Raw genomic sequence first — 20,128 nt, 5'->3', positions numbered from 1 at the left:
GAACAGATGATCCGTGCTTACGTAAAGAATCAGGACGATCTCGATCGCCAAGAAGATCTGTTTAACCAATAGCCCCTTTTAGGGGCTTACCTCAAGCCACCTGCTCTGCAGGTGGTAGGGTGACTTCGCGGAGATCTTCTGCCGAAGGACCCTTGTCCTCGTGGTGACATTGATGGCAGTTGTGACACAGCACCATCTTGTTGTCATAGTCCTCGTTCTTCGGGGTCGTCGACTCCAGATGATGGATCGTCAACGAACGAAGATCCTTGTGGCCGCAGTACGCACACGAGTCCTCTGTCTCCAGGTATGCCAATTCATCTGTTCGCGGCATATCGGTCTGTTTTAGGCCCAACGTCGTGCGGCTAAGCGGCCGCGTTTCCCCAGCGGTCCGCTTGAGCCGCGTGTTGGGCAGGGGGACAGAGGCCTACTTCGGCTCGCCATGCTTCTCGAGTTCGACCGAGACCCAACGTAGTACGCGATCGTCATCGATCTTCCACGTCACTGTGCGACCCTTATCGGTAACTAGGCTCAGCGCAAACTCCTTACGTTTGATTCCCATCGTTGTCATCGCCGGCGAACTTCCTTCTTGTTCTCTTCTGATGATTCCGCCGGCCTTCAGTGTTAGACGGAAGCGCGTCACGAGCTTGTCCTTAGCATCGAGCTTGACGGGAAACGGTGTGGTGAAACCAACGGCCCATGAGCGCTCGCCTCGGCTCTTGGTATCGGTCAAAGCACGGAAGTATCCCTTCACTGGATAGGGCGTGCCACCAGTTCCACTTTCCCTGGCTTGGCCGCGGATCCCGCCTTCGAGTTCTGACTTGAGGTCGACCTCGTAGTCGACCCGACTTATCATGCCGCTAAACCCTGCGACGTTGAGCGCAACCTCGCCATTGAAGCTCAAGTGGTCAAACCAAACGGCTTCGCCACCCGGGTTGCTGAGGTGTAGTTCGATCTCAAGAGTGCGGGGATCGCCATGGTCGAGGAAGAGGACCTTCTCGATCGATGGCCCGGTCTCTCCTTCCACTCGGCTTAGCGACACCTGCAGCACAGCTTCTGAAGATACCGCGACCTGCTGGTCGTAGGTTCTATAGCCTGCCTTGTCGCCGCGGAGACGCACTAGGGTTCCTGGGGCTACACCTTGGGCTAGAGGCAGTGCGAAGAAGCCACTCGAGTCAGCCACGGCATCGAAACGCGCGACGCCACCTGCTGCTCCGACCAGAGCACCGGCGACAGGTTCCTTGGTGTTGGCATCAGTGACTATGCCCTTGAGCGTCAGCGACTCACTGGCAGTCGCCCTCTCAAGGGGCAGAGCAATAGCGATCGCTAGGACGACTATACGCACCATCATGGGACCGACCTCATCTGGATGATGACATCTGTCGCGGGGGACGATATGGTCCGGTCCACGGGTTCGAACCCTCGTTTCTGCACTCGGATTCTCACCGTTGCATCGGCGCCGAGGCCGGGATCCAGTCGGATGCTGAAGTTCCCATTGTCTTCGGTGACGTAGGACTCCGTCCGACCGGCAACCGATATCTGCGCCTGCGGGACAGGTGCGTTCGTGTCTTCCGTAACAACCCTGCCAGCGACAATCAGGTCCGAGCGGGGCTCGCTCTTCCAGGGTTGGAACTTGTATTGGCGCCACAGCGACGGATCCAATGAGCGTTACGATGGCGAGCACAATTCGAACACGAGGCATTTGCCGGGCCTCTTGCTGGGACATTGTCTTCTTCCTGTCTGCCGTTGCTGTCTCGGCTGCCCAACAAATAAGCATTTATCCGTTGTGCGCTGTCCAGCATGACGGATAAATGTCTGTTGGACTAAGCCGCGACGACAGCGGGACTGTCAATCTGGAGCAGGGCACTTTAAATAAAGGGGATTGTATTCCTGAATGGAGAGCTTGTGAAAGTTACAGAGGGATAGGACACGTGAATTAGTCGTCTGAGCAGGGTAGGCAGCCATGTTTTGGCCCGTTGGTGGGGGTGGTTTCCTGAGGATCCTTGGCTTTTCTGTGGTCAAGGCGAGCGCAGCCCCAGACCCCAGGGAGCCTGTCGAAAGATAGGCCTGTGGGGTTCCGGTTGGGCGGTGGTGTCAGTCGTCAGCCTCCCTTGTCGCGTTTCGGCGCCAGGTGAGCGGTGATCCGCAGGCGACCCTTCCGGCACAGCGGATAGGGGTAGCCGTCGAAGGGAACGGGGCGCTCGGCATCGGCGGTTGGCTCAGGCTCCCGTTGCCCGAGACCGATCGCCGCCCGGATCTCCTCGATGCGCTGGGTGCGGCAGCGGTTGGAGAGAAAGCCGAAGTGGCGGATCCGCATGAAGCCCTTGGGCAAGACATGAAGCAGGAAGCGGCGGATGAGCTCCTCGCCCGCGAGGATCTGTCAGCGGGCCTCGGCGAGGTTTATCTCCCCGATACGCTGGCACGAAAGTATCCAAACGCGGCGCGCGAATGGGCCTGGCAATATGTGTTTCCAGCGCGCTCGATTTCTACCGATCCGCGCTCCGGGAGGCGTCGCCGGCACCATGTGGACGAGAAGGCACTGCAGCGGGCCGTGAAGAACGCAGCGCTGGCGGCGGTGATTCCGAAGCCGGTGACGCCACATACCTTGCGTCATTCCTTCGCGACGCATCTGCTGCAATCGGGATACGAAATCCGCACCGTGCAGGAGTTGCTTGGACATAAGGACGTGAGCACCACCATGATCTATACTCACGTGCTCAACCGCGGCGGCCGGGGCGTGATGAGCCCGCTCGATATGACCTCCTAAAAGCCCTATCGGTCAGCTTAATAACAATAATGCCGGTATGCCAGTTGCGGTCCTGTCAACGGGATCAGAATCCGCCGGGTTCTGGGGGCAATTACTTGACAAAATGTCGATCATCATTCTCTCCGCCTGGAGCATCCCTCGCGCGCAACGAAACCGGCAAGTTGACTCGCGAGTCTCTGCTGGGACTGGTGCAGGCGTGCCGCGCGCGGTTTTCCCATGGTGCTTGAACGGGTCGTTATCATCGATCCCGGACATCCCGCGCTCCCTGGGCACTTCCCCGGTCACCCGGTGGTCCCCGGCGTGCTAATCTTGGGTGAGGTCATTAGCGCAATCCAGGCAGGATCACCCAACTCTATCGTGGGCATACCCAGGGTTAAGTTTCTCTCTCCGCTCCGCCCGGGCGAGCCGCTTTGCATCCGCATCGAACCGGCGGAGAAGGGCCGGGTAGCGTTCACCTGCATGGCCGGTGTCCGGCGCGTAGCGGCCGGCGTTATGGAGGTAGGCAGCTCCGTGGGCGAGGATGGCCCGTGAGCCTGGACTGGTTAGGGCAGCGCGAACGGAGCAACCGCCTGGCCTGCGGGTGGATCGTATGGGTAGCGCTGCGTTTTGGGCGCGCGGCCGCGCGCGCTTTGCTGTACCCCATTTGCGGGTATTATCTTCTGTTCTCGCCCCAGGCGCGCGCCTCGATCCGGGGTTTTTTATCCAGGATGCTGGCGCGCCGCATCGGTTGGCGCGATCTCTTCCGCCACTATTATTGCTTCGCTTCCACGGTCCTAGACCGGGTGTACCTTCTCCGCGGACAGTACGATCTCTTCGACATCGACCTGCGGGGCGCCGAGATCTTCACCGAATGTTTGGCGCGCGGCCAGGGCTGCCTGCTACTCGGCGCTCACCTGGGCAGCTTCGAGATCGTGCGCGCCACCGGATTTGCGGGCGGATTCGAGGTCCGGATCCTCATGCACGAGGAGAACGCCCCGATGATCCGGGATATCATGAGAGATCTGAACCCAGCGGTTGCGGAAACGGTGATCACCGCCGGCGCCCCGGACACGATGCTGAAGGTCAAGGAATGCGTGGATCGCGGCGGGATTATAGGGATACTCGGTGACCGCTCGTTCCCGGACGCGCGTATCGTGCCTTGTGTATTCTTAGGCCAGCCCGCGCGTTTCCCCGCCGGGACCATGCGGCTGGCGCACGTGCTCGGGGTTCCGGTCCTGCTGTTCTTCGGTTTATACCGGGGTGGTAACCGTTACGAAATCCACTTCGAGTGGTTCGCGGAGGAAGTGAATATCGATCGGGGGCAACGCGATCGGGATCTCCAGCGCTGGACCCAGCGCTACGTCGATCGCTTGGAACATTATTGCCGCTTGGCGCCGGATAACTGGTTCAACTTTTATGACTTTTGGGGTTAGAGTTTGTGAAAAAACCTACTACGCTCGGGATCTCGCGTTCCGGCGGTACTCGGAATCCTCATGTATTTCAATATACACTCCGGTTCCTGCGCTCCGGCGGAACGCGACCTCCCTTCGCTCGCGACGGTTTTTTCACAAACTCTGAGAAATCCTATGGCTCGGCCGCGGCTGATCCCGGCGTTGCTTCGCGCTTGCTCGCTACTAGCAGCAGAGACGGCCAACCCCGCCGGAACTGAACCTTCGGTGTGGATTCTTGAACAGCTCGCCGATCATGGTAGCAGCGCCCAGTAAGCTCATGGCGCCGCTCTGGATCAGCCGCTACACCGTGGTCACGGCGCTCGGGCACGGCCTGGATTCCACGTTTGCGGCCTTGCGCGCCGGGCGCTCGGGCTTGAGGCCTTGCGACTTCGAGGATGCCGGATTGAACACTTACATCGGCCGCGTCGAGGGATTGGAGGATCTTCCGATCACGGGGGCGGACCTTATGCCGTTCGATTGCCGTAACAACCGCTTGGCCCTGCTCGGCCTGCGGCAGGACGGTTTCGAGGAGGCCGCGCGCGCGGTCGCGCGCCGCTATGGGGCCGGGCGGATCGCGGTCATCCTCGGGACCAGTACCTCGGGGATCAATGAGACCGAGCACGCCTACCGTGATCGGGATCAGGATTCGGGCGTTTTGCCGGCGTCCTTCCTGACCCGCTATCGCTACAGCCACAACACCTTCTCTCTCGCCCACTTCGTGCGCAGCTATCTTGGACTCCGGGGTCCCGCGGCCGTGATCTCGACCGCCTGTTCCTCCAGCGCCAAGGTCTTCGCCAGCGCGGCTCGCTTCCTGGCGAGCGGGCTCTGCGATGCGGCTATCGTTGGCGGGGTGGATAGTCTCTGTCTTACGACCTTGTACGGCTTCTCCGCGCTGGACCTGAGCTCGGCCGGGCCTTGCCGCCCCTGGGACGAGGCACGCGATGGGCTGTCGCTCGGCGAAGCGGCGGGATTCGCGCTGTTGGAAAGAATTGAGCGGACCACAGACTCGGGCGCCGTCGCACTCTACGGCTATGGTGAAAGTTGCGACGGCTATCATATGTCCCACCCGCATCCCGAGGGTCTCGGCGCCATCCTGGCGATGCGCGGCGCGCTGGCGCGGGCCGGGATCAAGCCCGAGGCCATCGACTATATCAATCTGCACGGTACGGCTACCCCGACCAACGACCGTGTCGAGGACCTGGCGATAAACTCAGTCTTCGGCACAACCACACCCTGTAGCTCCACTAAGGGATGGACGGGACACACGCTGGGCGCGGCCGGGATCACCGAAGCGGTGATCGCACTGCTCTGCCTCACGCATGGATTCATACCGGCGACCCTCAACACGACACGGCCCGATCCCGCGCTCGCGAGCCGGGTGCTGATCGAGAATCAAGAGCGTCCGCTCGGACGCGTTTTGAGTAACATTTTCGGGTTCGGCGGAAATAATTGCAGCCTCATTTTCGGCGGCCTCTAATGGAAGTCTATGTGGACGGGATCGGGATCTTGGGGCCGGGCTTCGCCGGCTGGCCGGCGAGCCGCGCGGTGCTGGCGGGCGAGGCGCCTTGGCCGGGGGGCGAAACCGGGGAGCCCTCCGCGGCCATCCTCCCTCCCAATGAGCGGCGGCGGAGCAGCGCTGTCGTGCGTTGGGCCATGCATGTGGCGGAGGAGGCAATACGTCACGCGGATCAAGATCCGCGCGCCTTGGCGACGGTATTCGCTTCCTCCGGGGGCGAAACCGGGGTCCTAGACCAGATCTGCCGCAGCCTCGCCAGTCCTGAGCGGGCCCTCTCGCCGACGCTCTTTCACCATTCCGTTCACAACGCCGCGGCCGGTTACTGGGGCATCGCGACCGGGGCCCAGCGCTCATCCACCTCTTTATCCTGTTACGACAGCTCGTTTGCGAGCGGTTTGCTGGAGGCGGCAGCCTATGCGGAGCTTGAACAGGCGCCGGTACTGCTCGTGGCCTACGACTTACCCCCGCCGCCGCCGCTGTTTCCGGCGCGTCCCTTGACGGCGGGATTCGCCGTAGCCCTGGTGCTAGGCGATCGCCCTTCGCGCCGGAACCTGGCGCGCTTGAAGCTCCATCTAGAGGACGTGCCCGGCGGTGCGCCCGGCACGCTGGGCGACCCGGGGATCGAGGCGCTGCGGGGCGGAAATCCCGCGGCCCGGGCCCTGCCGCTCCTCACCGCCATCGCCCGGCGGCGGAGCACCGGTGTGCGCCTGGATTATTTCGAGGAGCAATGCCTGTCAATCGAGGTGGGCCCATGCCCGCCATGAGCCAGGCCGAGCTCAGGCATCTTCTGCCTCACGCCGGTAGTATGTGCCTATTGCACGCAATCGAGGCGTGGGATGCGCAGGGGATGAGCTGTTCGGCGATCTCCCATCACGATCCCTCGAACCCCCTCCGCCAGGCACAGCAACTGCCCGCTATTTGCGGACTGGAATACGCAGCCCAAGCCATGGCCCTGCATTGCGCCCTGACGAGCCGCAAGGCAAAACCCGCGGCCGGATATCTCGGAGGGGTACAAGACCTGCGGCTTCTGGTCCAGCGTCTGGACGCGGTGCGGGACCCGCTCCGCATCGAGGTTTTCCGGATCATCGGCGATACCTCCGCCTATTTGTACCGGTTCCAGGTCACGGCGGGTGGCAAGATCCTTTTGAACGGACGCGCCTCCGTGTTCCTGAAGCACACCGGGGAGGGTTCATGAAACGCGCCTTGGTGACGGGCGGGAGCGGTGCGATCGGCGCGGCGATTTGCCTGGAGTTGGCGCGCCAAGGGCTGCGTGTCGTCGTCCACACCCACCACCACCCGGAGACGGCGAGAAACATCGTGGAAGAGATCCTGCGGGCGGGCGGCTCGGCCAGTGTGACGCACTTCGATGTGACCGATGGCGCGGCCGCCAAGCGCGCGCTCGAGGCAATCCTGGAGAACGGACCGGTGCAGATACTGGTGAACAACGCCGGCGTGCATGACGATGCCCCGATGGCCGGCATGCGCCCGGAACAATGGCAGGACGTCATCGCCGTTTCCCTGCATGGTTTCTTCAACGTGACCCAACCCCTCTTGCTGCCCATGATCGGGACGCGTTGGGGGCGCATCATTTCCATCTCGTCGCTGGCCGGAGTCCTCGGGAACCGCGGGCAGGCCAATTACGCGGCGGCGAAGGCGGGTTTGCACGGAGCCTCTCGATCCCTGGCCCTGGAACTGGCATCGCGCGGGGTGACCGTCAATGTCGTCGCGCCCGGGATCATCGCCTCGCCGATGATCGAACGTGCCTTCAAACCCGCGCAGATCGAAGCCTTAGTGCCGATGAAACGCGCCGGCACACCCCAAGAGGTGGCCCACTTGATCGCGTTTCTGGCTTCGGAGCACGCAAGCTATATTTCCGGCCAGGTGATCGGCATTAACGGCGGTATCGGATAACAGCCTTGGATGGGGGTCCCGTCTTGAAGTATCAGGTTATTATATTTCGAGACTTGACCTATTCCCTAACGGAGATCTGATATGCCTTCTTTCGACGTGGTGTCCGAAATCGATGGTCACGAACTCACCAATGCCGTGGATCAAGCGAGCCGCGAGCTTTGGCTGCGCTTCGACTTCAAAGGCACGAAGGCAAACTATGCGCTGGACGACAGGACGGTGACCCTAACCGCGGAGTCGGAATTTCAGCTCAAGCAAATGCTCGAAATTTTGAAACTGAAAATCACCAAGCGCGGCATCGACATTGCCTGCCTCGAAGTCAAGGATCCGGAAGTAAACATTGCCGCGGCGAAGCAGGTGGTGATCCTCCGCCACGGCATCGATACCGAGGCGGGGAAGAAGGTGGCCAAGCTTCTCAAAGAGGCCAAGCTCAAGGTCCAAGCTCAGATCCAAGGCGAGAAGGTGCGCGTTACGGGCAAGCAACGCGACCATTTACAAGAAGCAATCGCGTTTCTGCGCAAGGCGAAACTCGACCTGCCCTTGCAGTTCAATAATTTTCGCGACTAGCGTCGTCGCCCGCCTGGCTGATACCACCGGTACAAGACGATACCGCCGCCGACCATGCCGCCCAGGTGCGCGAAATGCGCGACGCCGGCTTGAGTGCCGGTGACTCCCAAATACAACTCGATCGCCGCATAGCTCGTGGCGAACAGCCATGCGGGCATTGGGATCGGCGGAATCAGCGGCACTACTTTGCGTTTCGGGAAGAACACCGCGAAGGCAAGCAATAGACCGAACACCCCGCCTGAGGCGCCAACCGTCGGAGCGGGTGATAAGCCTAGCCAACCGGGAACGAACAACTGCGCGATTGCGGCCGCGATCACGGATGAAAAGTACAGTGTGAGAAAGCGGCGCGGTCCTTGGGTTTGTTCGATTTCATGACCGAATATCCAAAGCCCCAACATATTAAACGCGAGATGCGGCACGCTGCCGTGGAGAAACGCTTGGGTGATGAGTTGCCACGGCTGGAACAGCGATTGACCACCGATCGGCTGAAGCGGCCAGAGCGCAAAATTCAGCGCAATCGTGTTGCCTACGGCGTTTTGCATGAGGTAGACGATGACATTGAGACCGATGAGCGTTTTGACGACGGATAAATTCATGCGACGGCGAGCGGGTGGTTCCTTAAAGTGTTCGAGGCGCTAGTCTAGCGCGCCACGAAAGCCCTATTCCTCGATCGTGCGACGGTCAACGACGACGACCCGGACCCAACAAGGCTGCGGGCCGCCATGCCTGATCGCACGCTCTACGAAATGACGACAGACGCGCAAACTCCAGAACAAAGGATAGGAAATTCAACACGATTTCGCAACGGGCAGAGCTTCAGTCCGACCTGCTGTGCGACGATTGGGTCCGATTAAGTTTGTAAGTTCGGGGTCGAGTTCAGGATAAAAGCCAATTAACTTGCAGGAATTTTTACCCTGACGCCGAACTCTGCCGCCGTTCGTGCTTGCCGCGGATCAGAATCGGGTAACGGCCGTTGGTATCAACCCATATGCGTTTGAGCTTGCGCGAAGTTACTTCCGGCTCTCACCGCAGGTGGTGTGCGTTCTTGATGATGCGGGGCATTACCTTGAAACCGCCACCCAGTGTTTGATGCAATTGCCTTGGGGCGCGCGATCAAGCATCATGCCTGTGAATGACGTCATCGCCGATCGGCGTCCTAATTACTATGAGACGATGTATGGGTCGGGGCCATTAGCGGTTCGAAAGAACTTTTGTGAGGCCCCTTGTTGTATCCCGGCGGATTGCGATCTCATGCGGCGCGTCTACATGCAGGATTCCTTGACATCCTCACGCTAAGTCCTGAAAATCTCCCGCCGTTTCCGTAGCACACGCGGCGCATCGCGGGCATACACGCAGCGATTTGGCTATGTAGCTCAGCCGGTTAGAGCGCGGCACTCATAATGCTGAGGTCGGTGGTTCGAGTCCACCCATAGCCACCAATATAAACAATAAGTTAGAGTAACAAACTGCGCTCCTGTAAGTTGGCGCTGCTATAGCTAATGCCGTCCTAATGCGGGCTGCCGCAACCGCGCGGCGGAAGAGGGTTCCCGGCGGTCCCTAACTTCGCTTGATGCCGGGATCCATCGTCCTTCCCCCCATGGCGGGTAAGAGCGCCCCTATAAGGACGTCGAAGCCGGCGGCGGCGGGGCCGGTCGGCACGACTGCCACCGGCGTGGCTCTGGACCAACTCTTCGACAGATGGTTGTCCGCGACCTTCGTTGACATTCGACGGAATCGGCTCGTCCTACTACAGGAGGCCGATGGCAACCGGGTAGCAGTGCTCGATCGCATTCTGGCTGTCCTGCGCGATCATTGCGTCGATCCAAACGTTACTGCTAAGCGCCTCACCGAACTCGGTGCGCCCGCGACTGCGAAGCTCGTTCGAGAGCATCTTCCGTCGTCAAAGAGGGCACGATCTGGCGACGTTGGCTAGATCCTCGCGACAGAGTATGCCGAACGGAAGCTGGCTTTCGTCGTCCCTGCGCGGCGCCTTTCCGAAATCTTCTCGACGCCGTTCGCAAAGCTGCTAAAGAAACCGGCGCCAGCGTCAAGCTCGCCCACAGGAAGGACGAGGACGCCGGCGAGGCGTTGTCTGTTGAAGTGTTGGGGCAGCAACGAGGAAGCGCTCCACGCCTTGCAGTCGTGGGAAGCCAATGTCCTTGGTGGCACTGCGTGGCTCTGGGCGCGGCCGGAGTTCGCCAAGACCGTGGACGTCCTCTTCGTTGACGAGGCCGGTCAAATGTCACTGGCCAATGTCCACCGGCGTCCGCGTCGGGACGGTGGACAAGTTCCAGGGACAGGAGGCGCCCGTCGTCATCTCCTCCATGGCCACGTCGCGGCCCGAAGATGCCGCGGGGCATGGAGTTCCTGTACAGCCTCAATCGTCTGAACGTTGCTACGTCACGCGCCAGATGCGCCGCCATCCTGGTTGCCAGTCCACTCCTCTTTGAACCAGAGTGCCGTACGCCGCGGCAGATGAAGTTGGCCAACGCACTGTGTCGCTATCGAGAATTGGCGCAAGCGGTAAGCTGCTTGAGGCCAAGTGTCACTTCCACTACGTCAAGCACTCAATAGCCACGCATCTACTGGCTGTCGCCGCGGACCCGCGCTTCGTGGAGGACTGGCTTTGGTGAAGGCTAGGATTGAAGAAGCGGGTTTACCGGGATGACCGATACGCCTTCCCAGAATGGCGGATATCCGAACAAGTTTGTTGAATTTGTGCGTAGATACAGCACCGCTGCCTCTGCCTATTTAGTCAATAAGATCAGTGCATTGTGCGCATCGTCGATGGTGACATTGAACCTTTCGAGAAAGCTCATCCCGAGGAGCATGGTGCTGCCCAGACGGTCGTCCGATATGAAAGTAACCTTGACGTCGTTTACCGAAATCTCTCCTAGGCGAACTGACGTCAGGACCCCGAGCTTGGCTGCTACCCGGTCGCTTGCCGTCTGCGCAACCCCGTCTTCGAGATCTCCAGGTTGGAAGCCGAGTTGCGTACTCATGGAGGCCGGTAGCACAACGGTCGAGGCGCCCGTATCGACCAATAGAGCCACATCGCGACCCTGGTTGTTCGGTCCGATGATGAAGGCCTGTACCTGGTGATGAGCACCCACACGCGTGCTCGCTACATAAGGGCTGATGTAGCGCTTGTCAGGTGGCTGTTTGAGGCTGGTGATGATGACCTTCTCGATCTGCCCGGATGACGGTTCGACCGCCATATAGTTGTAGTCCTCCAGCAGCGACTTGAGTCGTTCTTCCAGGGTCCCTTTCACAGATCGGTACGCAGCGCCGGCGGAGATATGGTCGAGTCCAGAAATGACGACACCGGAGCTAGCCGCCAAGGCTTCCAGTTGCGCCCGGAGCGTAGTCTCGGTGCCACCCGCTGGCGACGCTGATAATATCGATAGAGACGCTATCGACACCGTGACCAAAAACAGGATCGCGGAGAATCGTTTCGGTAACTGCCGGAACACCCGCGTATTTTACCATGTATATGAACGACCGAAACTAGCGTAACCAGATCGTGACGTACACCAGTCATCTCCAGGCGTTTCCTGCCATCTCCAGTCATCTTAGCGCGGGCCGGCGCGTGCAACTTATTGATTTTACAAGTACCGTTTCAACGGCCTCTGTCCTCATAATGCTGAGGTCGGTGGTTCGACTCCACCGATAGCCACCAATATAAACAATAAGTTAGGGTAACAAACCCCGTAGAGTCAAAAAATCCATCAGATATGATCTTTCTTGCGGTCAACCGTGCCGAGTAACCATTACCCGATGATCCACCGTACAAAGCTAGGTTGCAACGAAACATACATCCGTAGCGCCCGTGGCGGACGCCACGTGATGATCCTTCTAAGGAGAGCGTAACCGTTTCCGCTCCCGCCTTTCGGCCTTCTTTCGGGCCATCTCACGGGCTCGCTCTTCTACACTAATGACCGTGTCGGGTAGCGCCTTATGGAACCGTTCCAAATACAGCGATTCGATGAATTGAGGCAGCGGCAGCTTCCATGGCTCTTGGCGATGGTTGGGCCAGGCTGCCAAATTTCTTCGGGTTCATACCCAGATCGCGTGCCATCTGTACCTGTGCGTGAGTGAGGTTGTACCTTTGGCGGGCCTCGATCCAGATCCTCAGAGCATCGGGAACTCGTGTCTTGGCCGTCTCTATGGCGATCAATTCGAATCAGAATTAAACAGGGGGGACATAGCTGTGGTCGTCATGCCATGTCCGCTTACCACTCACGCTGCCTCTCGATAACAATAGTGCAATAGACCCCCGAGTCGTTCGCGACACTGGATGGGCTTCGTATGAGAGGTCTCAGCCCTTGGAAACAACAAGACGTTACCTTTGCCTTGGTGATTGCGCTCGGTGTGGAAGTGCGTGACGTATTCCCTGAGCGCTCGGCGTAAGGACCCCTCGCCGAAAAGAATGAGCTTCGAGAGAACCTCTTCCTTGACTGATCTGATCCACCGCTCGCCGTATGCGTTGAGATTCGGACTCCGCGCGGGGAGTGTAATGGGCTTGACGTGTCCCGTGGCAATGATCACTCGAAAGGAATCGGTATATTTCGCGTCGCGATCGTGGATCAAATACCGGCACTGATTGAGGAATCCCCACCTCTCCATCGTTATGTTTGGTGCGATTTGCTTCATCCATCGTTCGTAGGGGTGCTTCGTGATCCCAGTAATCTCTACCCCCCGGCTCTCAAGGTGCAGAAGGAAAAGGACATAAAAGGTCACAAGGCCCCGGAGCGTTGGCACTTCGACGCTGAAGAGGTCGGTGCCCACGAGCACCGCTAAGTGCGCTCGGATGAACTCCGCCCACGTCGTGGTGTGTTTCCGCTTCGGGGCAGGCAGGATCCCATAACGCGCGAGCACATTGCCAACCGTCTGGTCCGAGCCTTCATAGCCTAGATTGGCCAGAGCACCCACCATGCGGTCGTAACCCCAACCCCTATTCTCCCGGGCCATGCGCACAATCAGTTGCTCTACCTCAACTTCAATTCGGGAGCGTCCCACCTCTTTCGTGACTTCGATCCATCGAATTTCTGGGCGACCAACCTACGGTACCAGCCCAGAATAGTGTCTGGCTTCGCGGCATTGGCTACCTCTTCAACGGCTTTGCGCCCTAGCCGGTGTGCAATTTCGCCAAGCGTCGCTCGTTCCCGTTGGTCAGCTGAAGACGACCTTTGATTTAATCCCGTAAGATCCGGTTCTCGGCCGCGAGATACTCATTCCGCAACAGCAGCTCCTGATCCACCTTCCCAGTGATGTAGGCAAGAATCCGTGCCCACTGCATAGTAATCCCCCCATCCTCTTCGCCTGGAGTGGGATTGTACGGCTCACCAGCTCGCCGGACAAAGGCCTTGAACTGAAAGCCCGCATCCATCGATAATTTAAGAAGCTGCAAGCCGTTGGAGTTTTTGACCCTACGGGATCCCTATATTAGGTTTGATCACTCGGTAGTAGCGTCTGCGGTAAGCTGTTCGAATATTTTTTGCGCACTACGGAGCTTCAGGGAAACATGACCCTGGGCGGGCAGGATGCGTGCGCCCCGATCTACCCGACCAGGTGAGATTATCGGTGATCTGTTTCATAAACGGGTTTTTCGGCTGGCTTGTTATGGGCCATGAAGGGCTGGCTTTAGTCCCAGGTGTTTAACGAAGGGATCGAAATCCCGGTCAGAATATAGAAGTGGAATGCCACGATCAATACAAAAAGTGGCGATTATCGTATCGGCCGTTTTCCGAACGGTGACACCTCGTTTTCGAAGCGCGCGGTAGTTCGCCGCGACTTTAAGGGCTAACGTAGCGCCAAGGAGATCATAGAGAGTCAAGCATGCCATCAACTCCTTCGCTGCCGCGAAATCAGCATCGCTTCGGAAGCCTTGCAGCACCTCGGCGAGAATCAAATCGCCAATCGCTACGGGCTCTTTCCCTAGAAGCGTGTCGAGGTAGTCGGTTTCGCGGGTAGCGCGGCCGTTGAAATAGTCGACCCACACGCTGGAGTCAACGAGGATCATTAGTCGATCCGCATGCGATCCAAATCATCTCGCCACTTGAGCTTGCCGCGGAATCCCTTAAGGCCCTCTTGCTTTTTGAGTTGAATCAGCGCCTTAAGACCTAGCTCTACGGCCTCTCGCTTAGTCCGTGCCCCAGTTGCTTTTATCGCATCGGAGATTAATTTTTCGTCAATAACAATATTGGTTCGCATTGGTGATCTCCATGTGTATACTAGCAAATAATTATACACACTTCGGAGCATTATTGGATGATATGCGGTTCTTATTAGGTAAATTGCAACGTGCAGGAGTCCTAGGATGCGGGACTCAGTGCACCCGGTGAAAATTCCATCAATGCTGGTAAAGCGGTTGCACGATTGTTCGGAATTAGAGGCCAACGACGGTTGCCAGGTACGGGAACTCCTCCATCCGAAAAACGATCCGGTGAGTCTCCCGTTTTCACTCGCGATATGCACGGCTGCCCCGGGTGCCAAGACCTACGTCCACCGATTGGCTCAAGCCGAGGTCTATTACATTCTCCGCGGACTCGGACGGGCGCACGTCGGACACGAGATCGCCGAGGTGGGTGCAGATGACGCTGTACTAATCCCCGCGGGGGAATCCCAGTGGATCGAAAACATCGGCGATGGCGATCTTGTGTTTGCCGCTATCGTCAGCGCCTTGGTGTGCGGAAGATGATATCCGCCTTTAACGCACGCTGCGGTTAATTACGCACAGCAGATAAGTTCGTCGGGTTATCGACACAGCAGATTCCAAACATGATGACCGCCGAACCCTTTGATAGCAAGCCTTGGGGCCTTTGATCTATTTGGCCGGTGAGTCCATTCTTGTTCATCGCTAACACCGTCATTGATAGACTAAACCAAACGCCAATTCAGCGGGTCACAATCGTATTGTGCTTCACTGCCCGTTCTAAATCAAGGGGCCTAGACGAATGGCAAAGGCGATTTACCTAATAAACCCGGCCTGCGATTTTCCCACCTACTTTGGCGCGGAAGTTTACGCCGCCAACGGGTTTCGGCCCGTGACACTGATGGCCGATCTTGCTGTTGTAACACTGGCCGCCATGGCGCCAAGCGACTTCGAGGTACGGCTGTGCGACGAAAATATATCGCCCGTAGATTTCGATTGTGCCCTCCAGAAGCTCCTCATCTTTCGCGGCATCGATGGACACCTGGGTCGTGAAGCCAATCTCCCCGCGGTCACGCCGAGAATTCCAATCCCGCAACGCCGCTAATAGCTCTTTTGCCCGACCGCGGTGAGCCGTGAAGTTGTCATCGGCGAGAAACACGAAGCGGTGGCCAATCCGGTAGAGCGCATCGAGCTCTCCGAGCACCTGATCAACCGGTTTGTGCCGTTGCTTGCGCCCGAGGTATTGGATCACATCACAGAATTCGCATTCGAACGGGCATCCGCGCGAGGTCTGAACCGTGTTATTCTAATGTGCGTTCAAGTTGAGGCTAACTATCCACGGCCACGCCGTTGGCTTCGCACCCGATCATGATCCTCAGCCAAGCACGGCAACCCGACACGCAACTGTGCGATCACCGCATCAAGGTGGTTGAACACCCGATTGGGAAACTCCTTCTCCCGCAGTTCATCCCATACATGCTCCTGCGGATTGAGCTCGGGTCCGTACGCCGGCAGGGGCAGTAAGCGGATATTTTCAGGCATCCCCAGATCTTTGGCGCGATGCGAACTCGCCCCATCGACGATCATCACAATGAATTCGTCGGGATGGGCGCGGCTGACTTGCCCCAGGAATTCGTCCATGCGCACGGTGTCCATCTCGGCACAGAGCATCCAATCCAGGTGGCCATGACCGCGCCCAAAGCCCAGGGCGAGCCAACGGCGGTGTCCTAGGTGCCGCCGCTGCGCGGTGAAGTCGAGCTCGTGGTTCGCCATCGGGAAATCCCGTATTGCAGCGCCATGAACCACGCCCCAAGAACGAACCAGCCGAGGCGGCGGGCAGGCCGAGGCCCGGGAGCCATGACAGGACGAGGAAGGGGAGCGACCAAAATCCGAAATAGATCAACGCGGCGCAGCTCCGCGCCGAGGCTGGCGACGAGTTCCCGCAGCGCCGTGCGCCAGCCGGCCTACGCGGGCACGGACTCGCCCCGCAGGTGCGTCTCCACGGTCTGGGCGAGACGGTCATTGAAGGGGGCGGCGATCAGGTTCGCCACCAAGCTAAAATCGAAGAAGACGGCCCCAAAGACGGCCACAGCAGCCAGTCCAGCCAGCGCAGCCACTCCGGCAGCCAGACCTGGATCACGGAGCCGAAGAGGTGGATAGCATAAGCGATCCCCACCGCGAACAGGAGGCCGTTGATTAGGAGCGGGATGAGGACGAAGCGCCGGAGGCCCGGCTTGGCGATGAGCTTGGATCCGATCCCAGCACGCGCCTTGAGGTCCCTGAGCATGACCATTACCTTACAGGTTTCCTAAATCGGCGATCGGCGGTCGTCCGCAAGAATTCAGGCCGCTTTAAGCTTTTCCTGCAAGGCACCCACATTAAGGCGAAAGATTTTGCTGGCGGCATCCATCATTTCTGGCGAGCATGCCGCCTGCTCGAAACTCTTTCTGCGCGCCAACTCGATCCAAAAGGGTGGCAAGTCGCTCATTCTATGGACCATACCCCCGGGGATGTCCCGAGCCGCATGTAGCACCCTGCCGATACGGGAAGTGCTCAATCGTATTAAACACATGGGGCAGGACTCGAGCGAGGTATATAATCGGAAGCGGCCGAGATCCCCACACGCTCGATAGGCATCTTCAAACGCGTCCATTGCAACCATCTCGGCGTGCCGATCGCTTCGATAGTAGGGGCTGAACACCTCGTTGTGCCCTTGCGCTACGATTGTTCCGCCCTCATCAACGATAACGCTTCCAACTCCGAAATTGCCTTCTATGACGGCCTGAAGCGCCAAAATACACGTGAACCACACGTACACATCATCCGCACAGTCCCCACGCGGTTGATATTCGGTTAGCCGTGTCTTCCAGGTATCCATGTCGTTCGCCTCCGTTCGAATCTTAACGAGGCGTTGCTGCCCGGCTTTCAGGATCTGCTCAGCGCTCAAGGTCATGGGATTGAGATCCTGTCACTTCGCTCGATAAAGGCCTTCGCTCGGGGGTCTCGATCACGATATTCGTACAAAACGTCGCGTTGCGAGTTATAGATTGGTCAGACGACGTAATGATCGGGACCGTTAGTTCTTGTCCCACATTACGTCGCACTGCTCCGTTGCAGCGGCGGTTAACATTTCCACTAGCGGGTAGGCTCGGTTGGCTAGGCTAACCCGTGGCGACTTCGTCTCCTCGTCGTCACCATCGGCTGCTTGGCCCTTCGCGTCGGGCGTTTCGATGGCTTTTTTTAAGCGCGCTAAGGCCGATTGGATCTGATCCGCGAGCAGGGCGCCCGGGACGGTCCCGCTATGCCCCATGAGTTTGAGTAGCGTTACCGCGACGTCGCCAAACATCGTTATCTCCCCCGAAACCTTACTGCGAAACGTGACCAACATGTGTGTCTCCGAATCCGATTCTGCGGTCAAGCGACACCGAGCATATGCGAGGGGTATCCATTATTCTATCGGATCGGCGCGAGCGTGAAGGACAACGTCGACGCGGTGCGCCATTTATCTGGGGTGCAATACCGGTTAACAACGAGGAGAGCCGATTAAAGCGCACCTGAGGCACCTCATCGTAGCCGGCCCCAGGTGAAAACGCGCCTCATCCCGTTGCTCGGCTCTGAAGCATGTGCGCGCTTGCAGCGGGCATTGCTCCGCCGGGTCCTAGCCCTTAGCAGCGGGCGATTGCGGCCCAGTGGTATTGTACGGTACGCCCAGCGCGCATAATCCATTTTTTCGCGAATGTGCACGGCGCTACGGGATGAGCTTAGTCGAGCAACGGAGGGCGGATTTAAGCGCGCGCATGCACCGCGCGCTGGCGACCACGCTGACTCACAGCCAGAGCGCGGTTCTGAGGTACCGACTGCGCGGTGTTGACGGTGAATCATCGTCAGTGAAGCCAATTCTGCCTTGGAGCACGGTTGCGACGCAGTGATCGGGCCGGCCGACTACTCTGGTCCGTCGACCTGTCATTCCTAAAACTTCGTATGCAACGAATGGACGGCCACACGGTTTAGTGCATTACGAGAAGGTGTGCATCATCGGACAAATAGGGCACTAGATCACCTTGCGGGAGTTTTGCGGGACTCAGTACGACACCGTTAGACACTGGGCGCTGTAGTGGACCGAGCGTCCTTCAGGCCGATCGCGAACCAGGCCGAAGCAACTCTCTCAAGAAACACATTTGAATAGCCTGGTACATAGCGTTATTTTTTAAGCCGATTGGGGATTGGGAATCAATTGAAAGCCAAGCTTTTGGGTCGTTTTGGTCAGATGTCTGAGGACCCGCTGACGGTATCGTTCCTCATAGTGGGCTTGCCCTTGATCGACATAGGCTTCGCCTTTCGTCAACAAGGCATAGATCAGTCTTGCCAACTTATGTGCGCAGGCGGTGACCGCGTGGGGCTTGTCCATGCGAGCAGCCAAGCGCCGGTAATAGGCGCCCAAGGCCGAACGGCTGCTACGCAAGGATGCCGCCGCCAGCTTCAGGGCTTGCGCGGCCCGATTTGCGGTCCGCTTAGAGGCACCCGACAAGACTTTTCCGCCCGATATCTTCGTTCCCGGACACAACCCCAGCCAGGAGGCGAAGTGCTTCGCGGTTTTGAAGCGCGACAGATCGGCGCCTACTTCGGCCAACACCTTGAAGGCGGTGGTGACGTCGATCCCATTGATCTGGGTCAAATCCACACCGCACAACTGAAACAGATAGGTCCGCATGTCGAACCGTGGTGCGTTTTTCGCCCGCGCCCGTCGTTTGGCTTTGCCAGGTTCTCTGCTATGGCGCGCCAAGGCCGCCAGCATGGATTCCAATTGCCGGTCGCATTCGGCCAGTTGGGCCGAATAGGCGTCATACAACGCCACCGCCTGCTTGAGCGCGAAGAGGTGTTCCTCCCGCCAGTTACCCTGCAAGGATTTGGCGATCTCCTCCTCAGTGGCCCGAATGCGGAAGTGCTTGAGCTTGGCCAACACCTGCCCGTTGCGTTCGCCTGCCAGGCACGCCCGGATGATTCTCTGACCCGTCTCTCCCACCACATCGGAGATCACCTGGGCCAACTGAATATTCATCTGTGTCAGCGCTTTCTGCATGTGCTGGACATGCCGAGACTGGTAGCTCAGCAACATCGCCCGCTGCCGGGCCACGCTCCGCAACGCGCAAATCTCCCCCTCGGACGAAAGGCCCCACTCAACAGACCGAAACTCATCAATTGCTGCAGCCACTGGCAGTCGAGCACGTCCGATTTGCGCCCCGAGACGTTCTTCACATGCCGAGCATTCACCAAATACACCGTGAACCCACGTGACTCCAACAGCTCGAACAGCGGGATCCAGTAACACCCCCGTCGACTCCATCGCCACGGTGTCCACTTCACAGGCCCTCAGCCACTCGGCCAAGCGGTTCAAGTCTTCGGTGAAGCTGGGATACTCCCGTACCGCTTGCTCGTCCCGATCCGGGGGGACCGCTACAAAATGACTGGCCGCACCCACATCGATCCCCGCGGCGTTGGGATGGGTCAATTCGAATACACGCTTGCTCACGCTCATGGCTTGCTCCATTATCAAAGGTGGAAAGGCCGCGCCGCTTCGGGAACGTCGTTAATACTCACTCTCTCAAACGGGATGTTCGGTCGCCCGAACTCACCAATGTCGCCGACGTTACCCAGGACCATGCTAACCCACGGATGCGATCACACCATTGACGCTTCGGTCTTCGGCGGCGCGGTCTTCCCACCTTACCGCAAATCCGCCCACCGTGTTTCTTCCAAACGCCTTCCGTCACGGGCGGTTATTCAGCTAA

At 58.8% G+C, this 20,128-nt stretch carries 22 protein-coding genes, 1 tRNA gene and 4 pseudogenes; 11 read left to right on the top strand and 16 right to left on the bottom strand.

The annotated features are described in order from the left end of the window. Window positions 1-91: 91 nt before the first annotated feature. The 3 genes and pseudogenes from M3436_11795 to M3436_11785 all read right to left on the bottom strand — a co-directional run bounded on the left by M3436_11795 (window position 92) and on the right by M3436_11785 (window position 2,362). Window positions 92-331 carry a hypothetical protein gene (locus M3436_11795; GenBank protein ID MDQ3564784.1) on the bottom strand — a complete coding sequence of 80 codons (240 nt, stop codon included), beginning with the start codon at window positions 329-331 and terminating at the stop codon, window positions 92-94. A gap of 93 nt (window positions 332-424) precedes the next feature. Continuing rightward, complete coding sequence (locus M3436_11790) at window positions 425-1,348, bottom strand: hypothetical protein (protein ID MDQ3564783.1); 924 nt, start codon at window positions 1,346-1,348, stop codon at window positions 425-427. A gap of 924 nt (window positions 1,349-2,272) precedes the next feature. Then, a pseudogene (locus M3436_11785) lies at window positions 2,273-2,362 on the bottom strand (transposase). Between the two features lie 33 nt (window positions 2,363-2,395). On the opposite strand from M3436_11785, the pseudogene M3436_11780 reads away from it, so the two are divergent. From M3436_11780 to M3436_11745, 8 genes and pseudogenes are all read left to right on the top strand, one after another. After that, a pseudogene (locus tag M3436_11780) lies at window positions 2,396-2,764 on the top strand (tyrosine-type recombinase/integrase). 216 nt (window positions 2,765-2,980) lie between these two features. After that, entirely contained in the window at window positions 2,981-3,295 is a 315-nt protein-coding gene (locus tag M3436_11775) for a hypothetical protein (GenBank protein MDQ3564782.1), read from the top strand. Next, a complete protein-coding gene (locus M3436_11770; GenBank protein ID MDQ3564781.1) occupies window positions 3,292-4,176 on the top strand; it encodes a lipid A biosynthesis acyltransferase in 885 nt (294 codons plus the stop codon). Before M3436_11775 ends, M3436_11770 begins: the two co-directional genes overlap by 4 nt. A gap of 295 nt (window positions 4,177-4,471) precedes the next feature. Next, window positions 4,472-5,671, top strand: a complete 1,200-nt coding sequence (locus tag M3436_11765; GenBank protein MDQ3564780.1) for a beta-ketoacyl-[acyl-carrier-protein] synthase family protein — start codon at window positions 4,472-4,474, stop codon at window positions 5,669-5,671. Continuing rightward, on the top strand, window positions 5,671-6,474 hold the full coding sequence (locus M3436_11760; protein MDQ3564779.1) for a beta-ketoacyl synthase chain length factor: 804 nt from the start codon (window positions 5,671-5,673) through the stop codon (window positions 6,472-6,474). Before M3436_11765 ends, M3436_11760 begins: the two co-directional genes overlap by 1 nt. Continuing rightward, window positions 6,462-6,905: a hydroxymyristoyl-ACP dehydratase gene (locus tag M3436_11755; protein MDQ3564778.1), complete on the top strand. Its 444-nt coding sequence runs from the start codon at window positions 6,462-6,464 to the stop codon at window positions 6,903-6,905. Before M3436_11760 ends, M3436_11755 begins: the two co-directional genes overlap by 13 nt. Next, the gene (fabG, locus tag M3436_11750; GenBank protein ID MDQ3564777.1) at window positions 6,902-7,621 is read left to right on the top strand and encodes a 3-oxoacyl-ACP reductase FabG; all 720 of its coding nucleotides are present in this window, start codon (window positions 6,902-6,904) and stop codon (window positions 7,619-7,621) included. Before M3436_11755 ends, fabG begins: the two co-directional genes overlap by 4 nt. Before the next feature lie 81 nt (window positions 7,622-7,702). After that, window positions 7,703-8,185, top strand: coding sequence for a YajQ family cyclic di-GMP-binding protein (locus M3436_11745; GenBank protein MDQ3564776.1), 483 nt, complete (start codon window positions 7,703-7,705; stop codon window positions 8,183-8,185). Here M3436_11745 and M3436_11740 read toward each other — a convergent pair. Continuing rightward, window positions 8,182-8,781, bottom strand: a complete 600-nt coding sequence (locus M3436_11740; protein ID MDQ3564775.1) for a rhomboid family intramembrane serine protease — start codon at window positions 8,779-8,781, stop codon at window positions 8,182-8,184. The genes M3436_11745 and M3436_11740 overlap by 4 nt on opposite strands. Before the next feature lie 766 nt (window positions 8,782-9,547). Here M3436_11740 and M3436_11735 point away from each other — a divergent pair. Then, a tRNA-Met gene (locus M3436_11735) sits at window positions 9,548-9,624 on the top strand. A 118-nt stretch (window positions 9,625-9,742) separates the two neighbouring features. On the opposite strand, the gene M3436_11730 is transcribed toward M3436_11735, so the two are convergent. Beyond that, on the bottom strand, window positions 9,743-9,910 hold the full coding sequence (locus tag M3436_11730; protein ID MDQ3564774.1) for a hypothetical protein: 168 nt from the start codon (window positions 9,908-9,910) through the stop codon (window positions 9,743-9,745). A gap of 22 nt (window positions 9,911-9,932) precedes the next feature. Beyond that, complete coding sequence (locus M3436_11725) at window positions 9,933-10,076, bottom strand: hypothetical protein (protein ID MDQ3564773.1); 144 nt, start codon at window positions 10,074-10,076, stop codon at window positions 9,933-9,935. 370 nt (window positions 10,077-10,446) lie between these two features. On the opposite strand from M3436_11725, the pseudogene M3436_11720 reads away from it, so the two are divergent. Further along, window positions 10,447-10,759: pseudogene (locus tag M3436_11720) on the top strand (AAA domain-containing protein). A 173-nt stretch (window positions 10,760-10,932) separates the two neighbouring features. On the opposite strand, the gene M3436_11715 reads toward M3436_11720, so the two are convergent. From M3436_11715 to M3436_11700, 4 genes are all read right to left on the bottom strand, one after another. Further along, complete coding sequence (locus M3436_11715; GenBank protein ID MDQ3564772.1) at window positions 10,933-11,526, bottom strand: retroviral-like aspartic protease family protein; 594 nt, start codon at window positions 11,524-11,526, stop codon at window positions 10,933-10,935. Window positions 11,527-12,424: 898 nt separating this feature from the next. Then, window positions 12,425-13,156: a hypothetical protein gene (locus tag M3436_11710; protein MDQ3564771.1), complete on the bottom strand. Its 732-nt coding sequence runs from the start codon at window positions 13,154-13,156 to the stop codon at window positions 12,425-12,427. A gap of 649 nt (window positions 13,157-13,805) precedes the next feature. After that, the gene (locus M3436_11705; GenBank protein MDQ3564770.1) at window positions 13,806-14,207 is read right to left on the bottom strand and encodes a PIN domain nuclease; all 402 of its coding nucleotides are present in this window, start codon (window positions 14,205-14,207) and stop codon (window positions 13,806-13,808) included. Beyond that, complete coding sequence (locus M3436_11700; protein MDQ3564769.1) at window positions 14,207-14,398, bottom strand: type II toxin-antitoxin system VapB family antitoxin; 192 nt, start codon at window positions 14,396-14,398, stop codon at window positions 14,207-14,209. The genes M3436_11705 and M3436_11700 overlap by 1 nt, the downstream gene beginning before the upstream one ends. Window positions 14,399-14,504: 106 nt before the next feature. Between M3436_11700 and M3436_11695 the strand changes: the two genes are divergently transcribed. Next, window positions 14,505-14,885 (top strand): cupin domain-containing protein, encoded by a 381-nt coding sequence (locus M3436_11695; GenBank protein ID MDQ3564768.1) that lies wholly within the window; start codon window positions 14,505-14,507, stop codon window positions 14,883-14,885. Between the two features lie 274 nt (window positions 14,886-15,159). Here M3436_11695 and M3436_11690 read toward each other — a convergent pair whose 3' ends face one another. From M3436_11690 to M3436_11665, 6 genes and pseudogenes are all read right to left on the bottom strand, one after another. Then, a complete protein-coding gene (locus tag M3436_11690; protein ID MDQ3564767.1) occupies window positions 15,160-15,591 on the bottom strand; it encodes a hypothetical protein in 432 nt (143 codons plus the stop codon). A gap of 80 nt (window positions 15,592-15,671) precedes the next feature. Then, window positions 15,672-16,112 (bottom strand): transposase, encoded by a 441-nt coding sequence (locus tag M3436_11685; protein MDQ3564766.1) that lies wholly within the window; start codon window positions 16,110-16,112, stop codon window positions 15,672-15,674. Between the two features lie 265 nt (window positions 16,113-16,377). After that, on the bottom strand, window positions 16,378-16,626 hold the full coding sequence (locus M3436_11680) for a hypothetical protein (GenBank protein MDQ3564765.1): 249 nt from the start codon (window positions 16,624-16,626) through the stop codon (window positions 16,378-16,380). Window positions 16,627-16,680: 54 nt separating this feature from the next. Then, window positions 16,681-17,292, bottom strand: a complete 612-nt coding sequence (locus M3436_11675) for a nucleoside deaminase (GenBank protein MDQ3564764.1) — start codon at window positions 17,290-17,292, stop codon at window positions 16,681-16,683. 123 nt (window positions 17,293-17,415) lie between these two features. Further along, entirely contained in the window at window positions 17,416-17,727 is a 312-nt protein-coding gene (locus M3436_11670) for a DUF1840 domain-containing protein (GenBank protein ID MDQ3564763.1), read from the bottom strand. Window positions 17,728-18,546: 819 nt separating this feature from the next. Further along, window positions 18,547-19,875 (bottom strand): annotated as a pseudogene (locus M3436_11665) (IS110 family transposase). Between the last annotated feature and the right edge of the window lie 253 nt (window positions 19,876-20,128).

Source organism: Pseudomonadota bacterium (genome assembly GCA_030859565.1).
In the GTDB taxonomy this organism is placed as follows: Bacteria; Pseudomonadota; Gammaproteobacteria; order JACCXJ01; family JACCXJ01; genus USCg-Taylor.
Note: the sequence above shows the minus strand (reverse complement) of the source record. Positions and strands in the feature narration are given on the sequence as shown.

Excerpts from the sequence above, each read along its gene's own strand:
- M3436_11675 (MDQ3564764.1), bottom strand. The coding sequence starts at position 17,292 with ATGACCTTGAGCGCTGAGCAGATCCTGAAAGCCGGGCAGCAACGCCTC.
- M3436_11700 (MDQ3564769.1), bottom strand. The coding sequence starts at position 14,398 with ATGCGAACCAATATTGTTATTGACGAAAAATTAATCTCCGATGCGATA.
- M3436_11670 (MDQ3564763.1), bottom strand. The coding sequence starts at position 17,727 with ATGTTGGTCACGTTTCGCAGTAAGGTTTCGGGGGAGATAACGATGTTT.
- M3436_11710 (MDQ3564771.1), bottom strand. The coding sequence starts at position 13,156 with ATGGCCCGGGAGAATAGGGGTTGGGGTTACGACCGCATGGTGGGTGCT.
- M3436_11745 (MDQ3564776.1), top strand. The coding sequence starts at position 7,703 with ATGCCTTCTTTCGACGTGGTGTCCGAAATCGATGGTCACGAACTCACC.
- M3436_11685 (MDQ3564766.1), bottom strand. The coding sequence starts at position 16,112 with ATGGCGAACCACGAGCTCGACTTCACCGCGCAGCGGCGGCACCTAGGA.
- M3436_11765 (MDQ3564780.1), top strand. The coding sequence starts at position 4,472 with ATGGCGCCGCTCTGGATCAGCCGCTACACCGTGGTCACGGCGCTCGGG.
- M3436_11680 (MDQ3564765.1), bottom strand. The coding sequence starts at position 16,626 with ATGCTCAGGGACCTCAAGGCGCGTGCTGGGATCGGATCCAAGCTCATC.
- M3436_11760 (MDQ3564779.1), top strand. The coding sequence starts at position 5,671 with ATGGAAGTCTATGTGGACGGGATCGGGATCTTGGGGCCGGGCTTCGCC.
- M3436_11790 (MDQ3564783.1), bottom strand. The coding sequence starts at position 1,348 with ATGATGGTGCGTATAGTCGTCCTAGCGATCGCTATTGCTCTGCCCCTT.
- fabG (MDQ3564777.1), top strand. The coding sequence starts at position 6,902 with ATGAAACGCGCCTTGGTGACGGGCGGGAGCGGTGCGATCGGCGCGGCG.
- M3436_11695 (MDQ3564768.1), top strand. The coding sequence starts at position 14,505 with ATGCGGGACTCAGTGCACCCGGTGAAAATTCCATCAATGCTGGTAAAG.
- M3436_11775 (MDQ3564782.1), top strand. The coding sequence starts at position 2,981 with ATGGTGCTTGAACGGGTCGTTATCATCGATCCCGGACATCCCGCGCTC.
- M3436_11725 (MDQ3564773.1), bottom strand. The coding sequence starts at position 10,076 with ATGCTCTCGAACGAGCTTCGCAGTCGCGGGCGCACCGAGTTCGGTGAG.
- M3436_11740 (MDQ3564775.1), bottom strand. The coding sequence starts at position 8,781 with ATGAATTTATCCGTCGTCAAAACGCTCATCGGTCTCAATGTCATCGTC.
- M3436_11705 (MDQ3564770.1), bottom strand. The coding sequence starts at position 14,207 with ATGATCCTCGTTGACTCCAGCGTGTGGGTCGACTATTTCAACGGCCGC.
- M3436_11795 (MDQ3564784.1), bottom strand. The coding sequence starts at position 331 with ATGCCGCGAACAGATGAATTGGCATACCTGGAGACAGAGGACTCGTGT.
- M3436_11755 (MDQ3564778.1), top strand. The coding sequence starts at position 6,462 with ATGCCCGCCATGAGCCAGGCCGAGCTCAGGCATCTTCTGCCTCACGCC.
- M3436_11730 (MDQ3564774.1), bottom strand. The coding sequence starts at position 9,910 with ATGTCAACGAAGGTCGCGGACAACCATCTGTCGAAGAGTTGGTCCAGA.